Origin of the sequence: Sorangium sp. So ce119 (assembly GCF_051524405.1) — a bacterium.
GTDB classification, from domain to species: domain Bacteria; phylum Myxococcota_A; class Polyangia; order Polyangiales; family Polyangiaceae; genus Sorangium; species Sorangium cellulosum_G.
On record NZ_CP150310.1, the window covers coordinates 9678512 to 9695202 of the forward strand.

The 16691-nt window shown below is 71.9% G+C and carries 15 protein-coding genes; 6 read left to right on the top strand and 9 right to left on the bottom strand.

Annotation, left to right across the window (positions count from 1 at the left end):
- Positions 1–50: 50 nt before the first annotated feature.
- Genes WME76_RS36610 through WME76_RS36635 form a run of 6 tightly spaced genes read right to left on the bottom strand, consistent with a single transcriptional unit; the run spans position 51 to position 7505 of the window.
- Positions 51–746 carry a hypothetical protein gene (locus WME76_RS36610; RefSeq protein ID WP_437956824.1) on the bottom strand — a complete coding sequence of 232 codons (696 nt, stop codon included), beginning with the start codon at positions 744–746 and terminating at the stop codon, positions 51–53.
- 11 nt (positions 747–757) lie between these two features.
- Positions 758–2698: a DUF1585 domain-containing protein gene (locus tag WME76_RS36615; RefSeq protein ID WP_437956825.1), complete on the bottom strand. Its 1941-nt coding sequence runs from the start codon at positions 2696–2698 to the stop codon at positions 758–760.
- The gene (locus WME76_RS36620; RefSeq protein ID WP_437956826.1) at positions 2695–4254 is read right to left on the bottom strand and encodes an ABC transporter ATP-binding protein; all 1560 of its coding nucleotides are present in this window, start codon (positions 4252–4254) and stop codon (positions 2695–2697) included. The genes WME76_RS36615 and WME76_RS36620 overlap by 4 nt, the downstream gene beginning before the upstream one ends.
- On the bottom strand, positions 4251–5333 hold the full coding sequence (locus WME76_RS36625) for an ABC transporter permease (protein WP_437286823.1): 1083 nt from the start codon (positions 5331–5333) through the stop codon (positions 4251–4253). Before WME76_RS36625 ends, WME76_RS36620 begins: the two co-directional genes overlap by 4 nt.
- A gap of 14 nt (positions 5334–5347) precedes the next feature.
- Entirely contained in the window at positions 5348–6445 is a 1098-nt protein-coding gene (locus WME76_RS36630) for an ABC transporter permease (RefSeq protein ID WP_437956827.1), read from the bottom strand.
- A 19-nt stretch (positions 6446–6464) separates the two neighbouring features.
- On the bottom strand, positions 6465–7505 hold the full coding sequence (locus WME76_RS36635) for a BMP family lipoprotein (protein WP_437956828.1): 1041 nt from the start codon (positions 7503–7505) through the stop codon (positions 6465–6467).
- Positions 7506–7838: 333 nt separating this feature from the next.
- Between WME76_RS36635 and WME76_RS36640 the strand changes: the two genes are divergently transcribed.
- The 3 genes from WME76_RS36640 (at position 7839) to WME76_RS36650 (ending at position 10445) form a co-directional block, all read left to right on the top strand.
- Positions 7839–8423 (top strand): hypothetical protein, encoded by a 585-nt coding sequence (locus WME76_RS36640; RefSeq protein WP_437956829.1) that lies wholly within the window; start codon positions 7839–7841, stop codon positions 8421–8423.
- A 5-nt stretch (positions 8424–8428) separates the two neighbouring features.
- Positions 8429–9733 (top strand): c-type cytochrome, encoded by a 1305-nt coding sequence (locus tag WME76_RS36645; RefSeq protein ID WP_437956830.1) that lies wholly within the window; start codon positions 8429–8431, stop codon positions 9731–9733.
- 91 nt (positions 9734–9824) lie between these two features.
- Complete coding sequence (locus WME76_RS36650) at positions 9825–10445, top strand: DUF1349 domain-containing protein (protein WP_437956831.1); 621 nt, start codon at positions 9825–9827, stop codon at positions 10443–10445.
- 48 nt (positions 10446–10493) lie between these two features.
- On the opposite strand, the gene WME76_RS36655 is transcribed toward WME76_RS36650, so the two are convergent.
- A complete protein-coding gene (locus tag WME76_RS36655; RefSeq protein ID WP_437956832.1) occupies positions 10494–10991 on the bottom strand; it encodes a DUF3291 domain-containing protein in 498 nt (165 codons plus the stop codon).
- A 100-nt stretch (positions 10992–11091) separates the two neighbouring features.
- The gene (locus tag WME76_RS36660; RefSeq protein WP_437956833.1) at positions 11092–11724 is read right to left on the bottom strand and encodes a TetR/AcrR family transcriptional regulator; all 633 of its coding nucleotides are present in this window, start codon (positions 11722–11724) and stop codon (positions 11092–11094) included.
- Between the two features lie 92 nt (positions 11725–11816).
- Between WME76_RS36660 and WME76_RS36665 the strand changes: the two genes are divergently transcribed.
- Positions 11817–12557 carry a 3-oxoacyl-ACP reductase family protein gene (locus WME76_RS36665; RefSeq protein WP_437956834.1) on the top strand — a complete coding sequence of 247 codons (741 nt, stop codon included), beginning with the start codon at positions 11817–11819 and terminating at the stop codon, positions 12555–12557.
- Here WME76_RS36665 and WME76_RS36670 read toward each other — a convergent pair whose 3' ends face one another.
- Positions 12558–13154: an NAD(P)H-dependent oxidoreductase gene (locus WME76_RS36670; RefSeq protein WP_437956835.1), complete on the bottom strand. Its 597-nt coding sequence runs from the start codon at positions 13152–13154 to the stop codon at positions 12558–12560.
- Between the two features lie 68 nt (positions 13155–13222).
- On the opposite strand from WME76_RS36670, the gene WME76_RS36675 reads away from it, so the two are divergent.
- Positions 13223–14140, top strand: a complete 918-nt coding sequence (locus WME76_RS36675) for a LysR family transcriptional regulator (RefSeq protein ID WP_437956836.1) — start codon at positions 13223–13225, stop codon at positions 14138–14140.
- Positions 14141–14731: 591 nt separating this feature from the next.
- Complete coding sequence (locus tag WME76_RS36680) at positions 14732–16558, top strand: glycoside hydrolase family 43 protein (protein WP_437956837.1); 1827 nt, start codon at positions 14732–14734, stop codon at positions 16556–16558.
- The last annotated feature ends 133 nt before the right edge of the window (positions 16559–16691 follow it).

Sequence of the window (16691 nt, forward strand, 5' to 3'; positions counted from 1 at the left end):
CGAGCCCGTCCTTCTGCAGATCTTGGAGGCTCGGGACGGAAGCGCAAACCTCAATACAGCACGAACTCCGGGTGTCGCACGAGCCCGTAACACACCGCGGCCCACCCCGCCTCGGCCGGCGAGAACCGCGACTTCGGCGCGCCCTTCGCGCGGTGCCGCGCCACCGTGCCCCGGTAGAGCGCGAAGAACCTCCCCTGCCGGTCCGGCGGCGCGAGGCGCGCGGGGTAGCTCAGGAAGGTCCGGTGCAGCACGTCGAAGCGCGGAGCGAAGGCGGGCTCGTCGAGATCCTCCGCGGGCAGGTCGAAGGCGAAGATGAGCCGGCGCTCGATCGGGACTGGCACGCTCGCCTTGAGGTCGTGCTCCAGGGCGCGATCGCAGAGCGCGATGCCGAGCCGCTCGAACGCCGCCATCATGAGCGCGTTGGTCTGCGTGCCGCGCGGGAGATCGATGCCGTGATCGGGGAGCCCGAGCGCCGCGAGGTAGTCTCCCCACGTATCGAAGAGCGCCGATTTGTCGTCCCCCCGCGCGCGTCGCTCGACCTCGGCGGGCGAGAGGCCGCCGAAGAGCCGGAGGTACGTCCTCAGGTACGCCTCGGCCGGGACGAGCCGCACGTCCCGCATCGGGTCGCGGCGCTGGGCGACGCGCCCCGTCTCCCGGAGCGGCGCGGCAGGCTGCGGCGCGATCGCCTCCGGCGGGGCGCAGGCGCCGGCCAGCGCGGCCATCCCGGCAAGGGCGAAGGCCCCCACCCGGCCGCGCATCACCGCGCGCCCCCGCCGCCGCGCGGGAGCGCGGGGCGATCGTTGCTCGCGCGCGCGTAGGCCGGCGAGCGGACGATCGCCTCGACCAGAGACCGCATCCGGTAGCCGCGCGAAACGAACCGCTCGCGGAGCGCGCGGAGCAGGGCCTCGTCCTCGTCGCGCAGCGGCCGCCCGAGGAACGACTCGGTCACGCGCTCGACCGCGCACGACGCGAACTCGGGCATGCGCGTGAGATCGGCCGCGACGCCGGCCGGGCCGCGCTCGGCGTGGTCCGGTGACGCATAGGCGCCCCGGAGCACGCCGCGCTCCCGGCTCGAGAACGCAGGATCGTAGAAGCGCTGGCACGACCCGCCCGTCTTGCCCTCCGCGTTCAGCTTGCACACCGGGTTCTCGACCGGGAACCTGGAGGCGGGCAGATAGGTCCACGTCGTCTCCTCGACCCGCGTGAAGTACGCCGCGAGCGGCTCCAGCCTCGCGTGACAGCTCGAGCAGCCCGGCCGGACCATCAGGTCGGGCTCGTCCGAGGGCGGGAGATCCGCGTGCTCGGCCGTGAAGCTCTTGCACAGGAAAGCGCTGTAGAGCGCCGCCGCGCGCGCGCGGCGGGAGGCATATTTCGTGAGGAACACGGGCGTCGTGATGATCCCCGCCGCGCGCGGCCCGCGATCGGGGATGAACGTCCACTGCGAGACGTCGTGCGGAGCGACGACCGGCGGCACCGCGCCCGGCAAGAACAGGGGCGCCTCGTCCTCGCGCATCCCGAACGACCTGTGCAGCGAGCAGCACGCCGCGGGCGCGCTCGACCGATAGAACTGCGCGAGCGGCCCGTTGATGAACGTGTAACGCCCGGTGAGGATCTCCCGGAAATCGCGGTCGGCCCCGAAGACGTGACTCATGAAATGAATCGCCTCCTGCGACCACCAGAACTTGTGCCAGCCGGAGATCGTGCGGGGCGCGGCGCCGATCGGCGCCTCGATGCCGAGCGGGACGTGCGCCGGCAGCGAGAAGACGCGCGGATCCCTGCCGGAGCTGTCGCCGGGCAGGCAATGCTCGAGGCCGATGCCGCAGCCGCAGTCGACGCTCATCACCGAGGCGAGCGCGCTCCGGCACGAGATCGGCTCGCCGCGGTGCTCCCTGGCATAACGATCCTCGGGCATCGGCGGGCGCGCGCGGCCCGCCGGCAGCGGAGCCCCCTTCGGCAACGGGGGAATGTCGCTCGCGTAGATGCGGCCGACGTCGGCGGTCTGCGCCTCTTCCTTGCAGACCCGGACCTCGACCGTGGGCGTCGCGCCGTCGGGCTCGACCAGGAGCTGCGGCAGCGGGACATAGGCGCTGTCCGGGTCCTTCCACCCGGCGCCGTAACGCTGCGTCGGCACGACCGAGAGGTAATCGCGGTAGAGCCAGAACGGGCGCACGACCGTGGTCCGCTCGTCGAGCAGCCGCTGGGGGATGGGCCTCGGCGTCCCCGTGACCTGAGCGAAGTTCGCCACCCGGAGGCCGCTCTCGGCCTCGGCGAAGCAGAACTCTCCGTCGATCACCGGGAGCAGGCGGCGCTGGTTCTGGCGGTAATAGACGTAGAGCGGCTTGCCGTCCGGGCCGAGCACCTGCGCCCGGCGGAGCGTCGTCTCCGACGGCGTGAACAGCCCCACGGGGCCGAGCTCCAGCCGCAGGACATCCATGTAGATGCGCGTGAGCCGCTCGACGTACGCCGGGCCGTCGAGGCGGCGCTCGATCCAGGCGTCGAGATCGAAGCCCGGCGCCTCGAGCTCGGCGAGCTCCTCGCGCGTCGGGAGCCGGCCCTCCAGATCGAGGGAGAGCGCGCGGAAATACCGGTACTGCTCCAGCGTCGGCGCGGCGGCGGACGGCGGCGCGACGGAGGCCGCGACCGCCGCCGCGAGCAGCGCCGGCGCGGTCAGCGCGCGCAGCGCGCGCGAGCCGCTCACGGCGCCACCCCGCCCGCCTCGCCCTCCGGGGCGGCCTCGCCGGGGACGGCCCCGGCCATCAGCATCCCGAGCTCGGTCCGCGACACGGCGCCCGCGTCCCGCGTCGCCACGATCGCGCCCCGGTACATCACCGCGATCCGGTCCGACAGCGACAGCACCTCGTCGAGCTCCGCCGACACCAGCAGCACCGCCGCCCCCGCGTCGCGCGCGGCCACGATCTCGCGGTGGATGTGCTCGATCGACCCCACGTCCACGCCCCGCGTCGGCTGGCTCGCCACGAGCAGCTCCACCGGGCGGCTCAGCTCGCGCGCGAGGATCACCTTCTGCTGGTTGCCGCCCGACAGCGCCGAGACGGGCGTATCGGGGCCCGGCGCGCGAATGTCAAAGCTCTTTACCAGGCGCCGCGCGTTCTCCTCGCGGGCGTCGTCGCGGAGCACGCCGCGCGAGGAGAACGGCGCCTTGTGGTAGGTGCAGAGGGCGAGGTTGTCCGCGATCGAGTACGAGAGCACGAGCCCGTGGCGCTGCCGGTCCTCGGGCACGTGCGAGACGCCCCGCTCGATCAGCGCGCGGGGCAGCGCGCCGGTGACGTCGCGGCCGCGGAGGAGCACGCGCCCGCCGCGCGCCGCCGACAGGCCGGTGATCGCCTCGACGAGCTCGGTCTGGCCGTTGCCCTGCACGCCGGCGATGCCGAGGATCTCGCCCGCGCGCACCGAGAAGCTCACCTCGCGGACCGCGTCGCCGCCGGCCCCGCGCCGGCCCGCGACGCTGACGCGCTCCACCTCGAGCACGACCGCCCCGGGGCTCGCCGGCGCCTTCGTCACCTGGAGCGCGACCTCGCGGCCCACCATCGTCGCCGCCAGGCCGCGCTCGTCGGTCTCGGCCGGGACCGCGGCGCCCACCACCCGGCCCGCGCGCATCACCGTCACCCGATCGGCGACCGCGAGCACCTCCCTGAGCTTGTGCGTGATGAACAGCACCGAGACCCCCTGCGCCGTCAGCCCCCGCAGCACGCGGAACAGGTCGTCCGCCTCCTGCGGCGTGAGCACGGCCGTGGGCTCGTCGAGGATCAGGATCTCCGCCTTGCGGTACAGCGCCTTGATGATCTCCACGCGCTGCTGCACGCCGACCGGGAGGTCCTCGACGCGTGCGTCGGGGTCGACGCCGAGCCCGTGGCGCGTCGACAGGGCGCGCACCTCGTCGCTCGCGCGCCGCCTGTCGATCACGCCGCCGCGCCGCGCGGGCTCCGCGCCGAGCACGATGTTCTCGGCGACCGTGAACACCGGGATCAGCATGAAGTGCTGGTGCACCATGCCGATCCCGAGCGCGATCGCGTCGCTCGGCGAGCGCAGCGCGACCGGGCGCCCGCTGCGGCGGAGCTCCCCCTCGTCCGGGCGCACCAGCCCGTAGAGGACGTTCATCAGGGTCGACTTGCCGGCGCCGTTCTCCCCGAGCAGGGCGTGGATCTCGCCCTCGCGGAGGTCGAGATCGACCCTGTCGTTCGCCAGGACGCCGCCGAACCGCTTGGTGATCCCCCGGGCCTCGAGGACGGCCGTCACCGGTGCCCCTCCCGCTCGTAGGGCTGGCCGTCGGCGGCCGGCGGCGTGGTCTTGCCGATGACGCCGGTGAGGATGAGCAGGGTCAGCAGGTACGGCACGAGCCCCACGACCGACGATTGCTGCAGGAACGACCACGACGGCGGGATGAGGTCGCGGAAGAGCTGGAGGTTGATCTGGAACGCCTGCGCGGCGCCGAAGACGAGCGCCGCGGCCCACGCGCCGAACGGGGTCCAGTCGCCGAAGATCATCGCCGCGAGGGCGATGAAGCCGCGGCCGTTCGTCATCATCGGCTCGAACGACGGCACCGACTCCAGCGTGAAGTACGCCCCGCCGAGCCCCGCGATCGCGCCGCCGATCACGACGTTCACGTAGCGCACGCGCGCCACGTCGATCCCCACCGTGGCCGCGGCGCGCGGGTGCTCGCCCACGGCGCGCGCGCGCAGCCCCCAGCGCGTGCGGAACAGCACGAGGTGCGTGACGACGACCAGCGCGATGGCCGCCAGGGCGATCGGCTGCTGCTCGAACACGGGGCCCACGACGGGGATGTCCGCGAGGAGCGGGACGTGGAGGCGCGGCAGGACGCCGGGCGCGTGCGGGACCTGGCCGCCGAACGAGCTGCCCGGCCCGAAGAAGAGCTGTCGGTTGAAGAAGCCGGTGAGCCCGACGGCCAGCAAGTTGATCACCGTCCCCGCGAGGATCTGGTCCACCGCGAAGGTCACCGCAAGCACCGCGAGCAAGAGGCCCAGCGCCGCGCCCGTGAGGATCGCGATGACGACGCCGAGCAGCAGGCTCGGCAGCGGCGGGAGGTGCAGGACGGCGCTCGCGTAGATCGACCCGAACCAGCCCGAGAACGCCGCCGCGAGCATCATCCCCTCGATGCCGAGGTTGACGACCCCGGAGCGCTCGCAGAACACGCCCGAGAGCGCGCCGAGCGTGAGCGGCGTGGCCACGGCGAGCGTCGTGGCCGCCATGCTGGCCACGATCGTGAGCGGCGGCACCCGCGACGCGCCGACCAGCGCGACGACGAGGACCAGCAAGCACACGACCGCGGCGATGAACCCGTACCGTCGATAGGCCATCTTCACCCTCGCGCTCAGCCACCCCAGCCGCGCGTGAGCACGAGCCGCTCGCGCTCGCCCCGCACGCGGTAGATGCGCCGGACCAGGGTGTCCGCCGCGACGAAGAGCAGGATCAGCGCCTGGATCACGGAGATCACGTCGATCGGCACCTGCGTGAGGTACTGCATCCGGGTCGCGCCGCTGCGCATGGCGCTGAACAGCAGCGCGGCGAGCACCGTCCCGCCCGGGTGCGCCTTGCCGAGGAGCGCGATCGCGATCGCGTCGAAGCCGTACCCCTGCGAGAACCCGAGCTCGTGCCGGTGGTGCAGCGCGCTCACCTCGATGGCGCCGGCCGCCCCGGCGAGGGCGCCCGAGAGCGCCATCGTCACGACCACGGTGCGGCCCACGCGGACCCCGGCGTAGCGCGCCGCGTCCGGGCTCTGCCCCGCGGTGCGGACCTCGAAGCCGAAGACCGTCCGCTGCAAGACCCACCCGACGAGCGCCGCCGCGAGCAGGGCCAGCGGGAAGCCCCAGTGCAGCCGGAAGCCGTCGACGAGCGCCGGGAGGCGCGCGCTCTCGTCGATGAGGGGCGTGCGGGAGAGCACGTTGCCCGGGGTGGGGTCCTTCATCGGGCCGTTCAGCAGGAAGCTCACCGCGTTGAGCGCGACGTAGTTGAGCATGATCGTGCTGATCACCTCGTGTCCGCCGGCGCGCGCCTTGATCCACCCGGGGATCGCGGCCCACAGCCCGCCGGCGAGCGCGCCGAGCAGCAGCGTCACGGGCACGTGCAGCGCCGCGGGCAACGCCACGCCGGCGAGCCGCGGCAGCCAGTGGCCCGCCCAGGCCGCCGAGAGCGCCCCGAGCGCGAGCTGCCCCTCGGCCCCGATGTTGAACAGCCCGCCCTTGAACGCCAGCGAGACCGACAGGCCGGCGAGGATGTACGGCGTCGCCCACACGAGCGTCTCGCTGACCGCCCGCGGCGACCCGAACGCGCCCTCGAGCATGCCCGCATAGGCGTCGATCGGATTGCCGCCGGCCAGGGCGATGAGGACGCCGCCGAGGACCATCGCGGTGAACACCGAGAGGGCCGGCAGCAGCAGCGGACGGAGGAGCCGGATCAGCCTCTCTCGCATGCCCGAGCTCCCCGGGCGCTCACTGCCCCGGCTTGGTCGGCGGCACCCCGGTCTTGAGGGTCCCGTCGAGGAGGGCCTTCCTGAGCTCCTCCATCTTCGCCTTCACCTCGGCCGGCACCTTGCCGTCGAGATCGTGATACGGCGCGTACCCCGATTTGCCCGTGAAGTTCCCGCTCGGGAGCTTGCCGTCCTTGGCCATCTTGATGAGGTCGAAGGCGCCGTCGCTGATGAGCTTGACGGCGCTGGAGAGCAGGACCTTCTGGGCCTCTGGCACCGTGTAGTACTGGTCGGTGTCGACGCCGATGGCGTAGGCGTTCTTCGTGGCCGCGCCGAGCAGCGCGCCGTTGCCCGTCTTGCCGCCGCCGCCGAAGACGATATCGACGCCCTTGTCGATCATCGAGACGGCGGTCGTCTTCCCCCACTCGGGATCGGTGAACGTCTTATCGAACCCGACGTCGTTGTGATAGACGACGCTGAGCTCGACGTCGGGCTTCACGTGGCGCGCGCCCGCGCGGAACCCCTCGCCGAAGCGCCAGACGGGCGGCACGGCGTCGGTGGCCAGCACGGCGCCGACCTTCCCCGACCTGGTCATCATCGCGGCGAGCGCGCCGACGAGGAAGCCGCCGTGGTCCTCCGGGAAGATGAGGCCGACCACGTTCGGCTTCTCGGCGCCGGGCCCCTGGAACTGGTCGATCCCGATGAACTTCACGCCCGTGAACTGCGCGGCCGCGGCGTGCGTCGCCTCGGTGAGCCCGAAGCCGCTCGTCACGACGACGTCGTACTTCTCCTCGGCGAAGGTCGCGATGTTCTTGGGGTAGTCCTTCGGATCGGTGGTCTCGATGTACTGCGTCGTGGCGCCGAGCTCCTTCTGCGCCCGCTGGAGCGCCTCCCACGCCGACTGGTTGAACGACTTGTCGTCGATCTTGCCCATGTCGGTCACGAGGCCCACGCAGAACACCTCGGGGGTCGCGCAGTCGGCCTTCTTGTCCCTGCTGCACGCCGGGAGCGCGCTGGCCAGCGCCAGAAGGACCGCGAGCGCGAGGCGCCGCTTCTTCAACATGCCGGATCTCCTTTGGAAGTCGCATTGGACACCGGCCAGCGCACCAAGGCAACCCGGCGATTGCATTTGCGCACATTTGCCCACACGGCTGCGTGCAGGCCGCGGCGCGCCGGGCGCTCGAGCGCTGCGGCGCGATCGGGAGCAACTTTTTCTCGAGCGGCGTTGTCACAGTCGCACGGTGGCGCCCGATGAGCGACGGGGCGCGCCGGCTCAGCCTGCCCCAGGAGGTCTTTCATGACGGGTCCTGCCGTTCGACTCATGCTTTGTGGTGCTCTCATCGCGACTGCCCTCGTCCCTTCCGGGGACGCGTCGGCCTGCGGTGGTGTGGAGATCATGCCCGCCATCGATCACCGCGTGATGGGCGTCGCGCAGGCCGAGCAGGCGCTGCGCGACGGCCGGATCACCGCGGCCGCGGGGAGCGTGATCCGGATGTTCCCCGAGATCCGGCGGCTCTCCCATGACAGGGATCCGCTGCTCAACCGGGCATTCCGCGTCCTCGCCGTGGCCACCGCGCGCGCGGGCGGGGCGCTCCAGGTCGCCCCGGAGCTGCCGCGCGAGCTGCTCGAGACGTGGGGCGGGGCGTCCGCCGAGGACCGCAAGACGAACGTCGACTGGTCGATCCGCGCGCTGCGCCGGCTGAACGAGCAGCGCAAGAACGACCCTGCGCTCCAGACCGACCTCGGCGAGGCGCTCGCCAGGGCGCCGGAGCACCGCGGCGAGGCGCTCAAGCTGCTGGGCGACCTGGCGGAGAAGGACCTGCTCGCGAGCCCGGAGGGGTACGCGACGCTCGCGCAGCTGCGCGCGCTCTCGGGGGACGGCGCGGGGCACGACGCCGCGGCCAGCCGGTGCGAGGCGATGGCGAAGAACACGGCCCTCTGCAGGAGCAGCCGCGCGATCGACGCGCGCTCGCAGAGCTGACGCCGATGCGCGCCCGCCCGCTGCTCGCCGCGCTGGTGGCGCTCGCCTCGGGCGCCGCCGCGTGCACCTCGGAGGATCCGCGGGGGACCGGCCCCGCCGCGACGCCGCCCGCGGAGGACGGCGGCGCGGCGGCCGCGATCGCCGCGGCGCCGGCCGCGATCGCCGCGGCGTCGGCCGGCGATCCGGAGCGCGGGGAGCGGCTCGTCGCCGAGTACCAGTGCAACCGCTGCCACGACGGGACCGGGCACGCGCCCGCGCCGCGCGACGCGCATTGCGTGCAGTGTCACCAGGACATCGCGGCCGGGCGGTTCCAGGCGCCAGCCGCGGCGATGAAGCGGTGGAACGAGAACCTGGTGTCGCTGCGCGACGTCCCGTCGCTGGCGGCGGCCGGCGACAGGCTGCGGCGCGACTGGATCCGCGGGTTCCTGCTGGAGCCGCGCGACCTCCGCCCGCGGCTGCATGCGACGATGCCGCGGCTCGCGCTCGGCCCGGAGCAGGCGAGCGACATCGCGGCGTACCTCACCCGCGAGCGGCGCGAGCGGCGCGAGCGGCGCGAACGTCCGATCGCGTCGCTGGAGGGCGCGAGCGCGGCCCGGGGGCGCGAGCTCTACGAGGCCAAGGGGTGCGGGACGTGCCACGCCTTCACGGGGGTGACCGGCGTGACGGCGGTCGCGCCGGTCAAGGCGATGGAGAAGGAGACGCGCGCGGCGGTCGCGCTGGCGCCGGATCTGCGGGTCGCGCGCGACCGGATCGAGCCGGCCGATCTCGTGGCGTGGGTGCTCGATCCGGGGGCGATCAAGCCGGGGACGCCGATGCCGCAGGTGCCGATGTCGCCCGCCGAGGCGCGCGACATCGCGGCGTTCGTCATGACCACGCCGCTCGCGCCGCGGGCGCCGGCGAGCGCGCCGGAGAGGCTGCCTGTCCTGTCGCGGCGGGTGACCTACGACGAGGTGGATCGCAGGGTGTTTCGCGTCACCTGCCGGCACTGCCATTCCGAGCCCGACTACGCGCTCGGCGACGGCGGGCCCGGGAACACGGGCGGGTTCGGGTTCAAGGCGCGCGGGCTGAACCTCGCGACGTACGAGGGGATCGCCGCGGGGTACGTCGACGATCAGGGCGAGCGGCGGAGCGTGTTCGCGCGCGGTCCGGGCGGCGTTCCGCGCCTGCTGGCCGCGCTGCTGTCGCGGCAAGCGGAGGAGGCGGGGCGGGCCGATCCGGCGGTGCGCGGGATGCCGCTCGGCCTGCCGGCGCTCGGCGCGGAGGAGATCCAGCTCGTCGAGAGCTGGATCGCGCAGGGGCGCCCTCAATAGCGCGGCGGGCGACGCGGGCGCCCGTGGTAGGCTCCGGCCGCGTCCGCGCACCGCGGGTCGCACCACCCGCGATGTGGGGAGGCCGGTTGTCATGACAGGAATGCTCCTGGAAGAGGATTTTGCCAAGCTCGGTGTCGATCCGCGGCTCGAGTGGCGCCACCCGCCGGCGCGCTGGGTCGTGGCGCCGGAGCGGAGCGTGCTCGTGGTCGAGCCCGCCGCGAAGACGGACTACTGGCAGCGGACACACTACGGCTTCCAGAACGACAACGGTCCTTTCCTGTTCACGCGCACCGGCGGCGATTTCGTGATGACAACGCATGTGCGGTTCCGGCCCGCGCACCAGTACGACCAGGCGGGGCTCATGGTGAGGCTCTCGGCGTCGTGCTGGTTGAAGACGTCCGTGGAGTTCGAGCCGAACGGCCCGAGCCGGCTGGGCGCGGTGGTGACGAACGGGGGCTACAGCGACTGGTCGACCCAGCCGTTCCCCTCGGATCGGCGTGAGATCTGGCTGCGCATCCGGCGGGAGGGCCCGGACTACATCGTCGATGGCTCGGACGACGGCGCGGCGTGGACGCAGCTCCGCATCGCGCACCTGCACGAGGACGACGGGGCGCGCGAGGTCGAGTGCGGACTCTACGCTTGCAGCCCGATCGGCGAGGGCTTCGCGGCGGAGTTCGAGCTGCTCCGGATCGCGCCGGGGCGCGCGGCGTGAGGCGCCCCGCCGCGGGCGCCGCCGCCCGCGTCGTCCGGCGCTGAGCGCTCAGCCGGCCGGGCAGCGCGGCGCCTCGCCCGCGGGGGCGGCCTCCGCGTCGGGCGCGGGGAACTGGTGGCGGAAGGTGAACGCTCCGGGCGTCGGCCCGTGGCGGCGGAGCTCCTCGAGCCGCTCCTCGGCCTCGGCCACGGTCGGGATGTGCCCGGCCGGGATCCACCACAGCACGGAGATGGCCTCCTTCATCGGGACGAACCACTCCCGGCGCCGGCGCATCACGGCGGCGTGGCCGGGGTTGCGGAAGACGAAGTCGGACAGGGCCTCTGGCGACTCCCACACCGACATGTTCACGATGAGCCGGTCGTCGCCGAACGCGCGCACCCCGGTGGCGTCGCCGTCGTCGGTCTTCAGCCGCCACACGAACCCCGGCGCGGCCTCGGCCAGCGCGTTCACCGGGTCGAGCGCGGACACGAAGTCGGCCAGCCGCGCCGAGCCGAGCGGCTCCAGGGGCAAGGCGATGTTGACCTGGGCGAGGTGGTGAGTCGGCATCCTGGGAGGATACCACCGCTGCCTACGGCTGCCGGAGCCTCCGCGAGGACAGGAGATCGAGCCCCCCGGCTCCGATCTCTCCACGGGGCGGCGCGGCAGCCTACGGATCGCGCGGGGCGCCGGGCCATGCCCGCATCGAGGCATCCACGGCCGCGCGGAGGCTCTCCCGTGACGCGCCGTCCCGCGCCTGGACCGACATCCCCAGCAAGACGGTCGAGTAGAACGTGGCCAGCGCGGCGGCGTCCGTGTCGGACGCGAGCTCGCCGTCCTCGATGCCCCGCTGGATCCGCGCCTGAAGCGAGGCGTGCCAGGCCTCGCGGTGCCCCCGCATCAGGTCCTGTACGGGCCGGGCGCCGGGGGAGCACTGGGTCCCGGCCAGCGCGATCATGCAGCCGGACGGATGATCGGATCGCGTGAGCTCGTCGGCCGCCGTCTCGAGCAGCCGCCGCACCGCGCCCCGGGCCGTCGGCTCCCCGGCGAGGATGCAGCCCAGGTTCCCGCCCCCCCGCGCGAGGTACCGGTCGACCGCCGCCCGGAAGAGCTGCTCCTTGCCCCCGAACGTCGCGTACAGGCTCGACGGGCTGATGCCCATCGCCGCGCTCAGCTCGTCGAGCGACGTCGTCTCGTACCCCCGCTCCCAGAACAGGACCATGGCCCGCTCCAGCGCCGCCTCCTGATCGAAGCTGCGCGGCCGCCCTCGCCCCCGCTGGACCTGCCCCGCCGCTTTTTTCATAACGATCGTTCCATAAATCTCTTGACGGACAGCAACAGCCTACGTAGCTTCCTTTTTAGGAACGATCGTTCCAGAAAAAAGGAGACCTGTCGATGAGTACGCTGAAGGGCAAGGTTGCGCTGGTCACCGGGGGTTCGCGGGGTATCGGGGCGGCGATCGCAAGGCGCCTGGCGCACGAGGGCGCCGCCGTCGCCATCACCTATGCCGCGTCGCCCGCGAAGGCGGCCGAGGTGGTGCACGGCATCGAGGCGGCGGGCGGCAGGGCGATCGCCGTCCGGGCGGACAGCGCGGACGCCGACGCGGTGAGGGGCGCCGTCGCCTACACGGTGAAGACCTTCGGGCGGATCGACGTGCTGGTGAACAACGCGGGCGTCGCCGCCATGGCGCCGCTCGATCAGTTCTCGCTGGAGGAGTTCGATCGGCTCATGGCGGTGAACGTCAGGGGCCTCTTCGTCGCGGCGCAGGAGGCTGTCCGCCACATGGGCGAGGGCGGGCGCATCATCAACATCGGGAGCATCAGCGGCGACGGCGCGCTCATCCCCGGGATGGCCGTCTACTCCGCGACCAAGGCAGCGGTCGCCGGCCTGACCCGCGGCTGGGCCCGGGATCTCGGTGCGCGCGGCATCACGGTCAACAACGTCCAGCCCGGCCCCGTGGACACCGACATGAACCCGGCCGACGGCCCGCTCGCCGCCCAGTTCAAACACCAGATCCCCGTGCAGCGCTACGGGCAAGGCGACGAGATCGCCGGCATGGTGGCGTACCTGGCCGGCCCCGACGGCGCCTTCGTCACGGGCGCCAACCTGAAGATCGACGGCGGCTTCACCGCCTGATCAGCCGGATCCGGCGCGAAACCGCCGCGCGTCCCGCTCGCCGATGCGCTCCATCTCCCGGAGCCAGGTCTCTCGTTGCACGGGGGTCCGGGTGTTCTGGTTGAAATAGGTGGTTTCGCGGACGGGCCCGAAGCCGACGAAGCGCAACGTCGCGTTGACGAAGGAGGCATGAACCGAGCGCCGGTGCCAGAAGCGGTACCACCAGCTCGGGCTATCCATCGTCGTCACGACGCGCGCGCTGCGACCGGCGAGCAACCCGTCGGGCAACGGGCTCCGCTTTCGATAGGCGAACGACCAGCCAGGCAAGAAGGTGCGGTCGATGAAGCCCTTGATGAGCGCGGGCGGCCCCGCCCACCAGGTGGGAAAGAACCAGGCGACGTGGGTCGAACGCTCGATGGCGGTGCGGGCCTGGAGGAGATCCGGCTCGAGCTCCTGTCGACCGCTGAAGCCGGCGCGCAGGTGGGGATCGAAGGAGAGCGAGCGCAGGGCCAGGTGCTCGACGCGGGCTCCGCCTCTCTCGAGGCCGATGGCGTAGGCCCGAGCGAGCGAGTCGCTCAGGCTGTCGGGAGCCGGGTGACCTTGGATGATGAGGTGCATGCGTCGATCTTGGCCATGCATCAGCATCCGGGTAGACCGATCCGAGCAGGCGTGCCATGCGTGGGTGCATGGCTCGCTCTCCCGCCTCCCCGCGCGCCGGCGCGCCGCCCGCCGACGTGGACTGGGCCGATCTGCGCCTGTTCCTCGAGGTGGCGCGCACCGGCAGCTTCTCGGCCGCCGCCCGCAAGCTCGGCGTCGAGCAATCGACGGTGAGCCGGCGCATGGCCGCCTTCGAACGGGCGCTCCGGGGGGCCGTGTTCGAGCGGCGACCGGGAGGCTCCATGCTCACGCCGCTCGGCGAGCGGCTCCGCCGCCACGTCGAGGCGATGGAGGCCGGCGCCGACCAGCTCGTGCGCGAAGCGAGCGGCCACGAGAGGGAGGTCGAGGGCCTGGTTCGCCTGGCGCTCACCGAGTCGATCGCCGTGCACGGCGTGATTCCGCGCGTGCTCCCGGTGCTGGCCGAGAGACACCCGCGCGTGTCGGTCCACCTGCTGACCAGCTACGAAGCGGCGGATCTGGGCCATCGTGAGGCCGAGATCGCCGTGCGCTTCTTCCGGCCGAGGAGCGGGGATCTGGTGGCCGCGCGCATCGCCACCCTGCCCACGGTGCCAGTCGCCCACCGCAAGCTCTCGAAGAAGAGCCGCGACGAGCTCGACTGGATCGGCGTCGATCTGGGCCGCATCCCCACCGTCGAGGAGGACTACCAGAGGCGCCACGTGAAGAAGGCTCCCAGGGTCGTCGTGAGCAGCTACATCGCCCAGATCGAGGCCGTGCGCGCGGGCCTCGGCGCCGCCGTCTTGCCGTGCAGCACGCTCGATCTGGACGCCGACCTGGTGGAGCTCGATCTGGGGCTACCCGCAGGTCCCGTGCTCGAGCTCTGGCTCGTCACGCCCCGCAGCCTGCGCCACGTGCCGCGCATCGCCGCCGTGTGGAGCGCCCTCGAGGAGCAGCTCCAGTTTCTGCACGGCGCGCGGCGCACCATGTGAACGCTCACATTCTCCTTCATCCCCGCCTTCGCCGATCGAGCACCTCGTGCATGCCCCGGGGTCGCCATGTCGTTCCCAGGGGCGGCAGCGCGGCTCAGGCGCTGGCAAGCTCGACCAACAGGGCGCCAGGCGGAGCTCGTGCGGCGGCTCACACGGGCGCGGCGACCGACCGCCGCGGCGCCCCCCGGCGCAGGTCGAGGAGCGCCGCGCGCCGGTCATTTTGATTGACGCCGCCGTGTGAACGTTCACAATCTGCTCCTGATCCCTCGAACCACACGAGGCCGGGCGACGCAGGCGGAGGTGAATCAAGCCCGAGGAATGCTCGTTCTGTAGCCCTTTTCAGCGGGGAAATTGAACAGGGAGGCGGGGAGACAGGGAGTATTTCGAAGCTTTCCCTCCCCGTCTCCCCGCCTCCCTGTTCGATTTCCGAAGAAATTCGAGGGGATGCCTCAGGAATCATGCCCCCCGGGCAGCCTCGGGGAGGCGCCGGGCAGGCCGCCCCGACCAGGAAGTAGCTCGCCTTGACGCGACCATTTCTCTGCGAGCCGCGTGCTGAGCGCTCTCGCTGACACCTCTCATCAGGAGATCACCATGCACTTCGCTTCTCGATGCACCAACACCCGCTCTCGCATCCAACGTACTGGCGGAGCGGCGTCTGCAGCCGTCCTTCTCGCGCTCCTTGCAGGTTGCAGCGGGGAGTCGCCGGTGGACGACGGCGATGCCACGAGCACGACGACCGGCCCTGGAACGAGCGGCTCGACCAGCAGCGGCTCGGGCGGGAGCGATGGGCAGACGACGAGCGGCGGCTCGACGAGCGCCAGCGGAGGATCGGCGACGTCCGGAGGCGGCGGTGACCCTGGCACCGGCGGCGGTGACGGCGGCTCGGGCGGCGGCGCCCCTGCCGTCTGCCCCGAGACCTACTCCAATCCTCTCATCTGGGCAGACCTCCCCGATACAGAGGTCATTCGCGTCGACGACACCTACTACTATACCGCGTCCTCGTTCCACCATTCGCCTGGAGCGCCGGTCCTCCGCTCCTACGATCTGGTCCACTGGGAATATCTATCACACTCCGTCCCCCGGCTGGACTTCGACGCGAAGTACGACCTGAGCGGGGGCAGATCCTATGTCAACGGCATCTGGGCCTCCACGCTCCAGTATCGAAAGAGCAACGAGACCTTCTACTGGATGGGCTGCATGCACAACGTCGGCGGCGGCTGGGTCTTCACTGCCAAGTCCCCCGAAGGTCCGTGGGAGAAGCACAGAGGCGGCTGCTATTACGACATGGGTCTGTTGGTCGACGACGACGACACCATGTACGTGGCGTACGGGAACGGCACGATCAGCGTGGCTCAGCTCAGCGCAGACGGCTTCAGCCAGGTCAAGAGTCAGGCCGTGTTCCAGACGCCCGGCAACATCTCCGGGCCGCTGGAGGGCTCTCGCTTCTACAAGATCGAGGGGAACTACTACATCCTCACCACGCAATACGCGAACGGCGAGTACGTGCTGCGATCGACGAACGGCCCCTTCGGTCCCTACGAGCTGCGGCCCTTCGCGGTCAAGCTGCCCTACGCCGGCGCCGCGGGCTCCGGCGGGAGCCCCCACCAAGGCGGCATCGTCCAGACGCAGAACGGCGACTGGTACTACATCGCGTTCAATGACGCGTTCCCGGCCGGCCGCATGCCGGTCATGGCCCCGGTGACGTGGTCCGACGGCTGGCCCTCGGTCACCCTGGTGGACGGCAAATGGGGAGGGACGTACCCCTTCCCGGACCTGCCGTGCGGATCGAACCGGGTGAAGCCGCCCGCGAGCAGGGAGACCTTCGCGAAAGAGACCCTGAGCCCCGAGTGGGAGTGGAACCACAACCCCGACAACACCAAATGGTCCTCCGGGGCCGGGCTGACCCTGCAAACGGCGACGGTGACCGACGATCTTTATGCTGCCCGAAACACGCTGACCCGTCGTATCGAGGGCCCCGTCTCGATCGCGACGATCGAGCTCGACTACAGCAAGATGCAGAACGGCGATGTCGCCGGCCTCGCCGCCCTGCGCGACGCGTCGGCGTGGATCGGGGTCAAGAAGGCCAACGGGGCGACGCGCGTCGTGATGACCAACGGGGTCAACATGAACACCTCCTGGACCACGACGGGCAAGGGCACCGAGGTGGCCGGCGCCGACGTGTCCGGCAACAAGATCTGGCTGCGCGTGGAAGCCAACGTCCGCACCGATGCCGGCGGCGCGCAAGCGCGCTTCTCCTACAGCACCGACGGCACCCGGTTCACCAGCCTGGGCAACACGCTCAACATGAACAAGGACTGGCAGTACTTCCTCGGCTACCGCTTCGGCATCTTCAACTATGCCACGCAGTCCCTGGGCGGCTCGGTGAACGTCGCTTCCTTCGAGGTGACCAAGCCGTAGCCCGCGCGCCGTTCGTCGGCGCGTCCCGCCGCTCGTCTGCGCTGCGCATCCCGGCGATGCCCCTCTCGCCCCGGCCTGCTCGTCGGTGCCGGGAGGGGCGCCCCCCTCGAAGGGCACGCCGCGCGGCTCGACA

Coding starts and splice junctions, on each gene's coding strand:
- WME76_RS36625 (WP_437286823.1), bottom strand. CDS start 5,333: ATGGCCTATCGACGGTACGGGTTCATCGCCGCGGTCGTGTGCTTGCTG.
- WME76_RS36675 (WP_437956836.1), top strand. CDS start 13,223: ATGGCTCGCTCTCCCGCCTCCCCGCGCGCCGGCGCGCCGCCCGCCGAC.
- WME76_RS36670 (WP_437956835.1), bottom strand. CDS start 13,154: ATGCACCTCATCATCCAAGGTCACCCGGCTCCCGACAGCCTGAGCGAC.
- WME76_RS36635 (WP_437956828.1), bottom strand. CDS start 7,505: ATGTTGAAGAAGCGGCGCCTCGCGCTCGCGGTCCTTCTGGCGCTGGCC.
- WME76_RS36680 (WP_437956837.1), top strand. CDS start 14,732: ATGCACTTCGCTTCTCGATGCACCAACACCCGCTCTCGCATCCAACGT.
- WME76_RS36655 (WP_437956832.1), bottom strand. CDS start 10,991: ATGCCGACTCACCACCTCGCCCAGGTCAACATCGCCTTGCCCCTGGAG.
- WME76_RS36640 (WP_437956829.1), top strand. CDS start 7,839: ATGCCCGCCATCGATCACCGCGTGATGGGCGTCGCGCAGGCCGAGCAG.
- WME76_RS36630 (WP_437956827.1), bottom strand. CDS start 6,445: ATGCGAGAGAGGCTGATCCGGCTCCTCCGTCCGCTGCTGCTGCCGGCC.
- WME76_RS36650 (WP_437956831.1), top strand. CDS start 9,825: ATGACAGGAATGCTCCTGGAAGAGGATTTTGCCAAGCTCGGTGTCGAT.
- WME76_RS36665 (WP_437956834.1), top strand. CDS start 11,817: ATGAGTACGCTGAAGGGCAAGGTTGCGCTGGTCACCGGGGGTTCGCGG.
- WME76_RS36645 (WP_437956830.1), top strand. CDS start 8,429: ATGCGCGCCCGCCCGCTGCTCGCCGCGCTGGTGGCGCTCGCCTCGGGC.
- WME76_RS36660 (WP_437956833.1), bottom strand. CDS start 11,724: ATGAAAAAAGCGGCGGGGCAGGTCCAGCGGGGGCGAGGGCGGCCGCGC.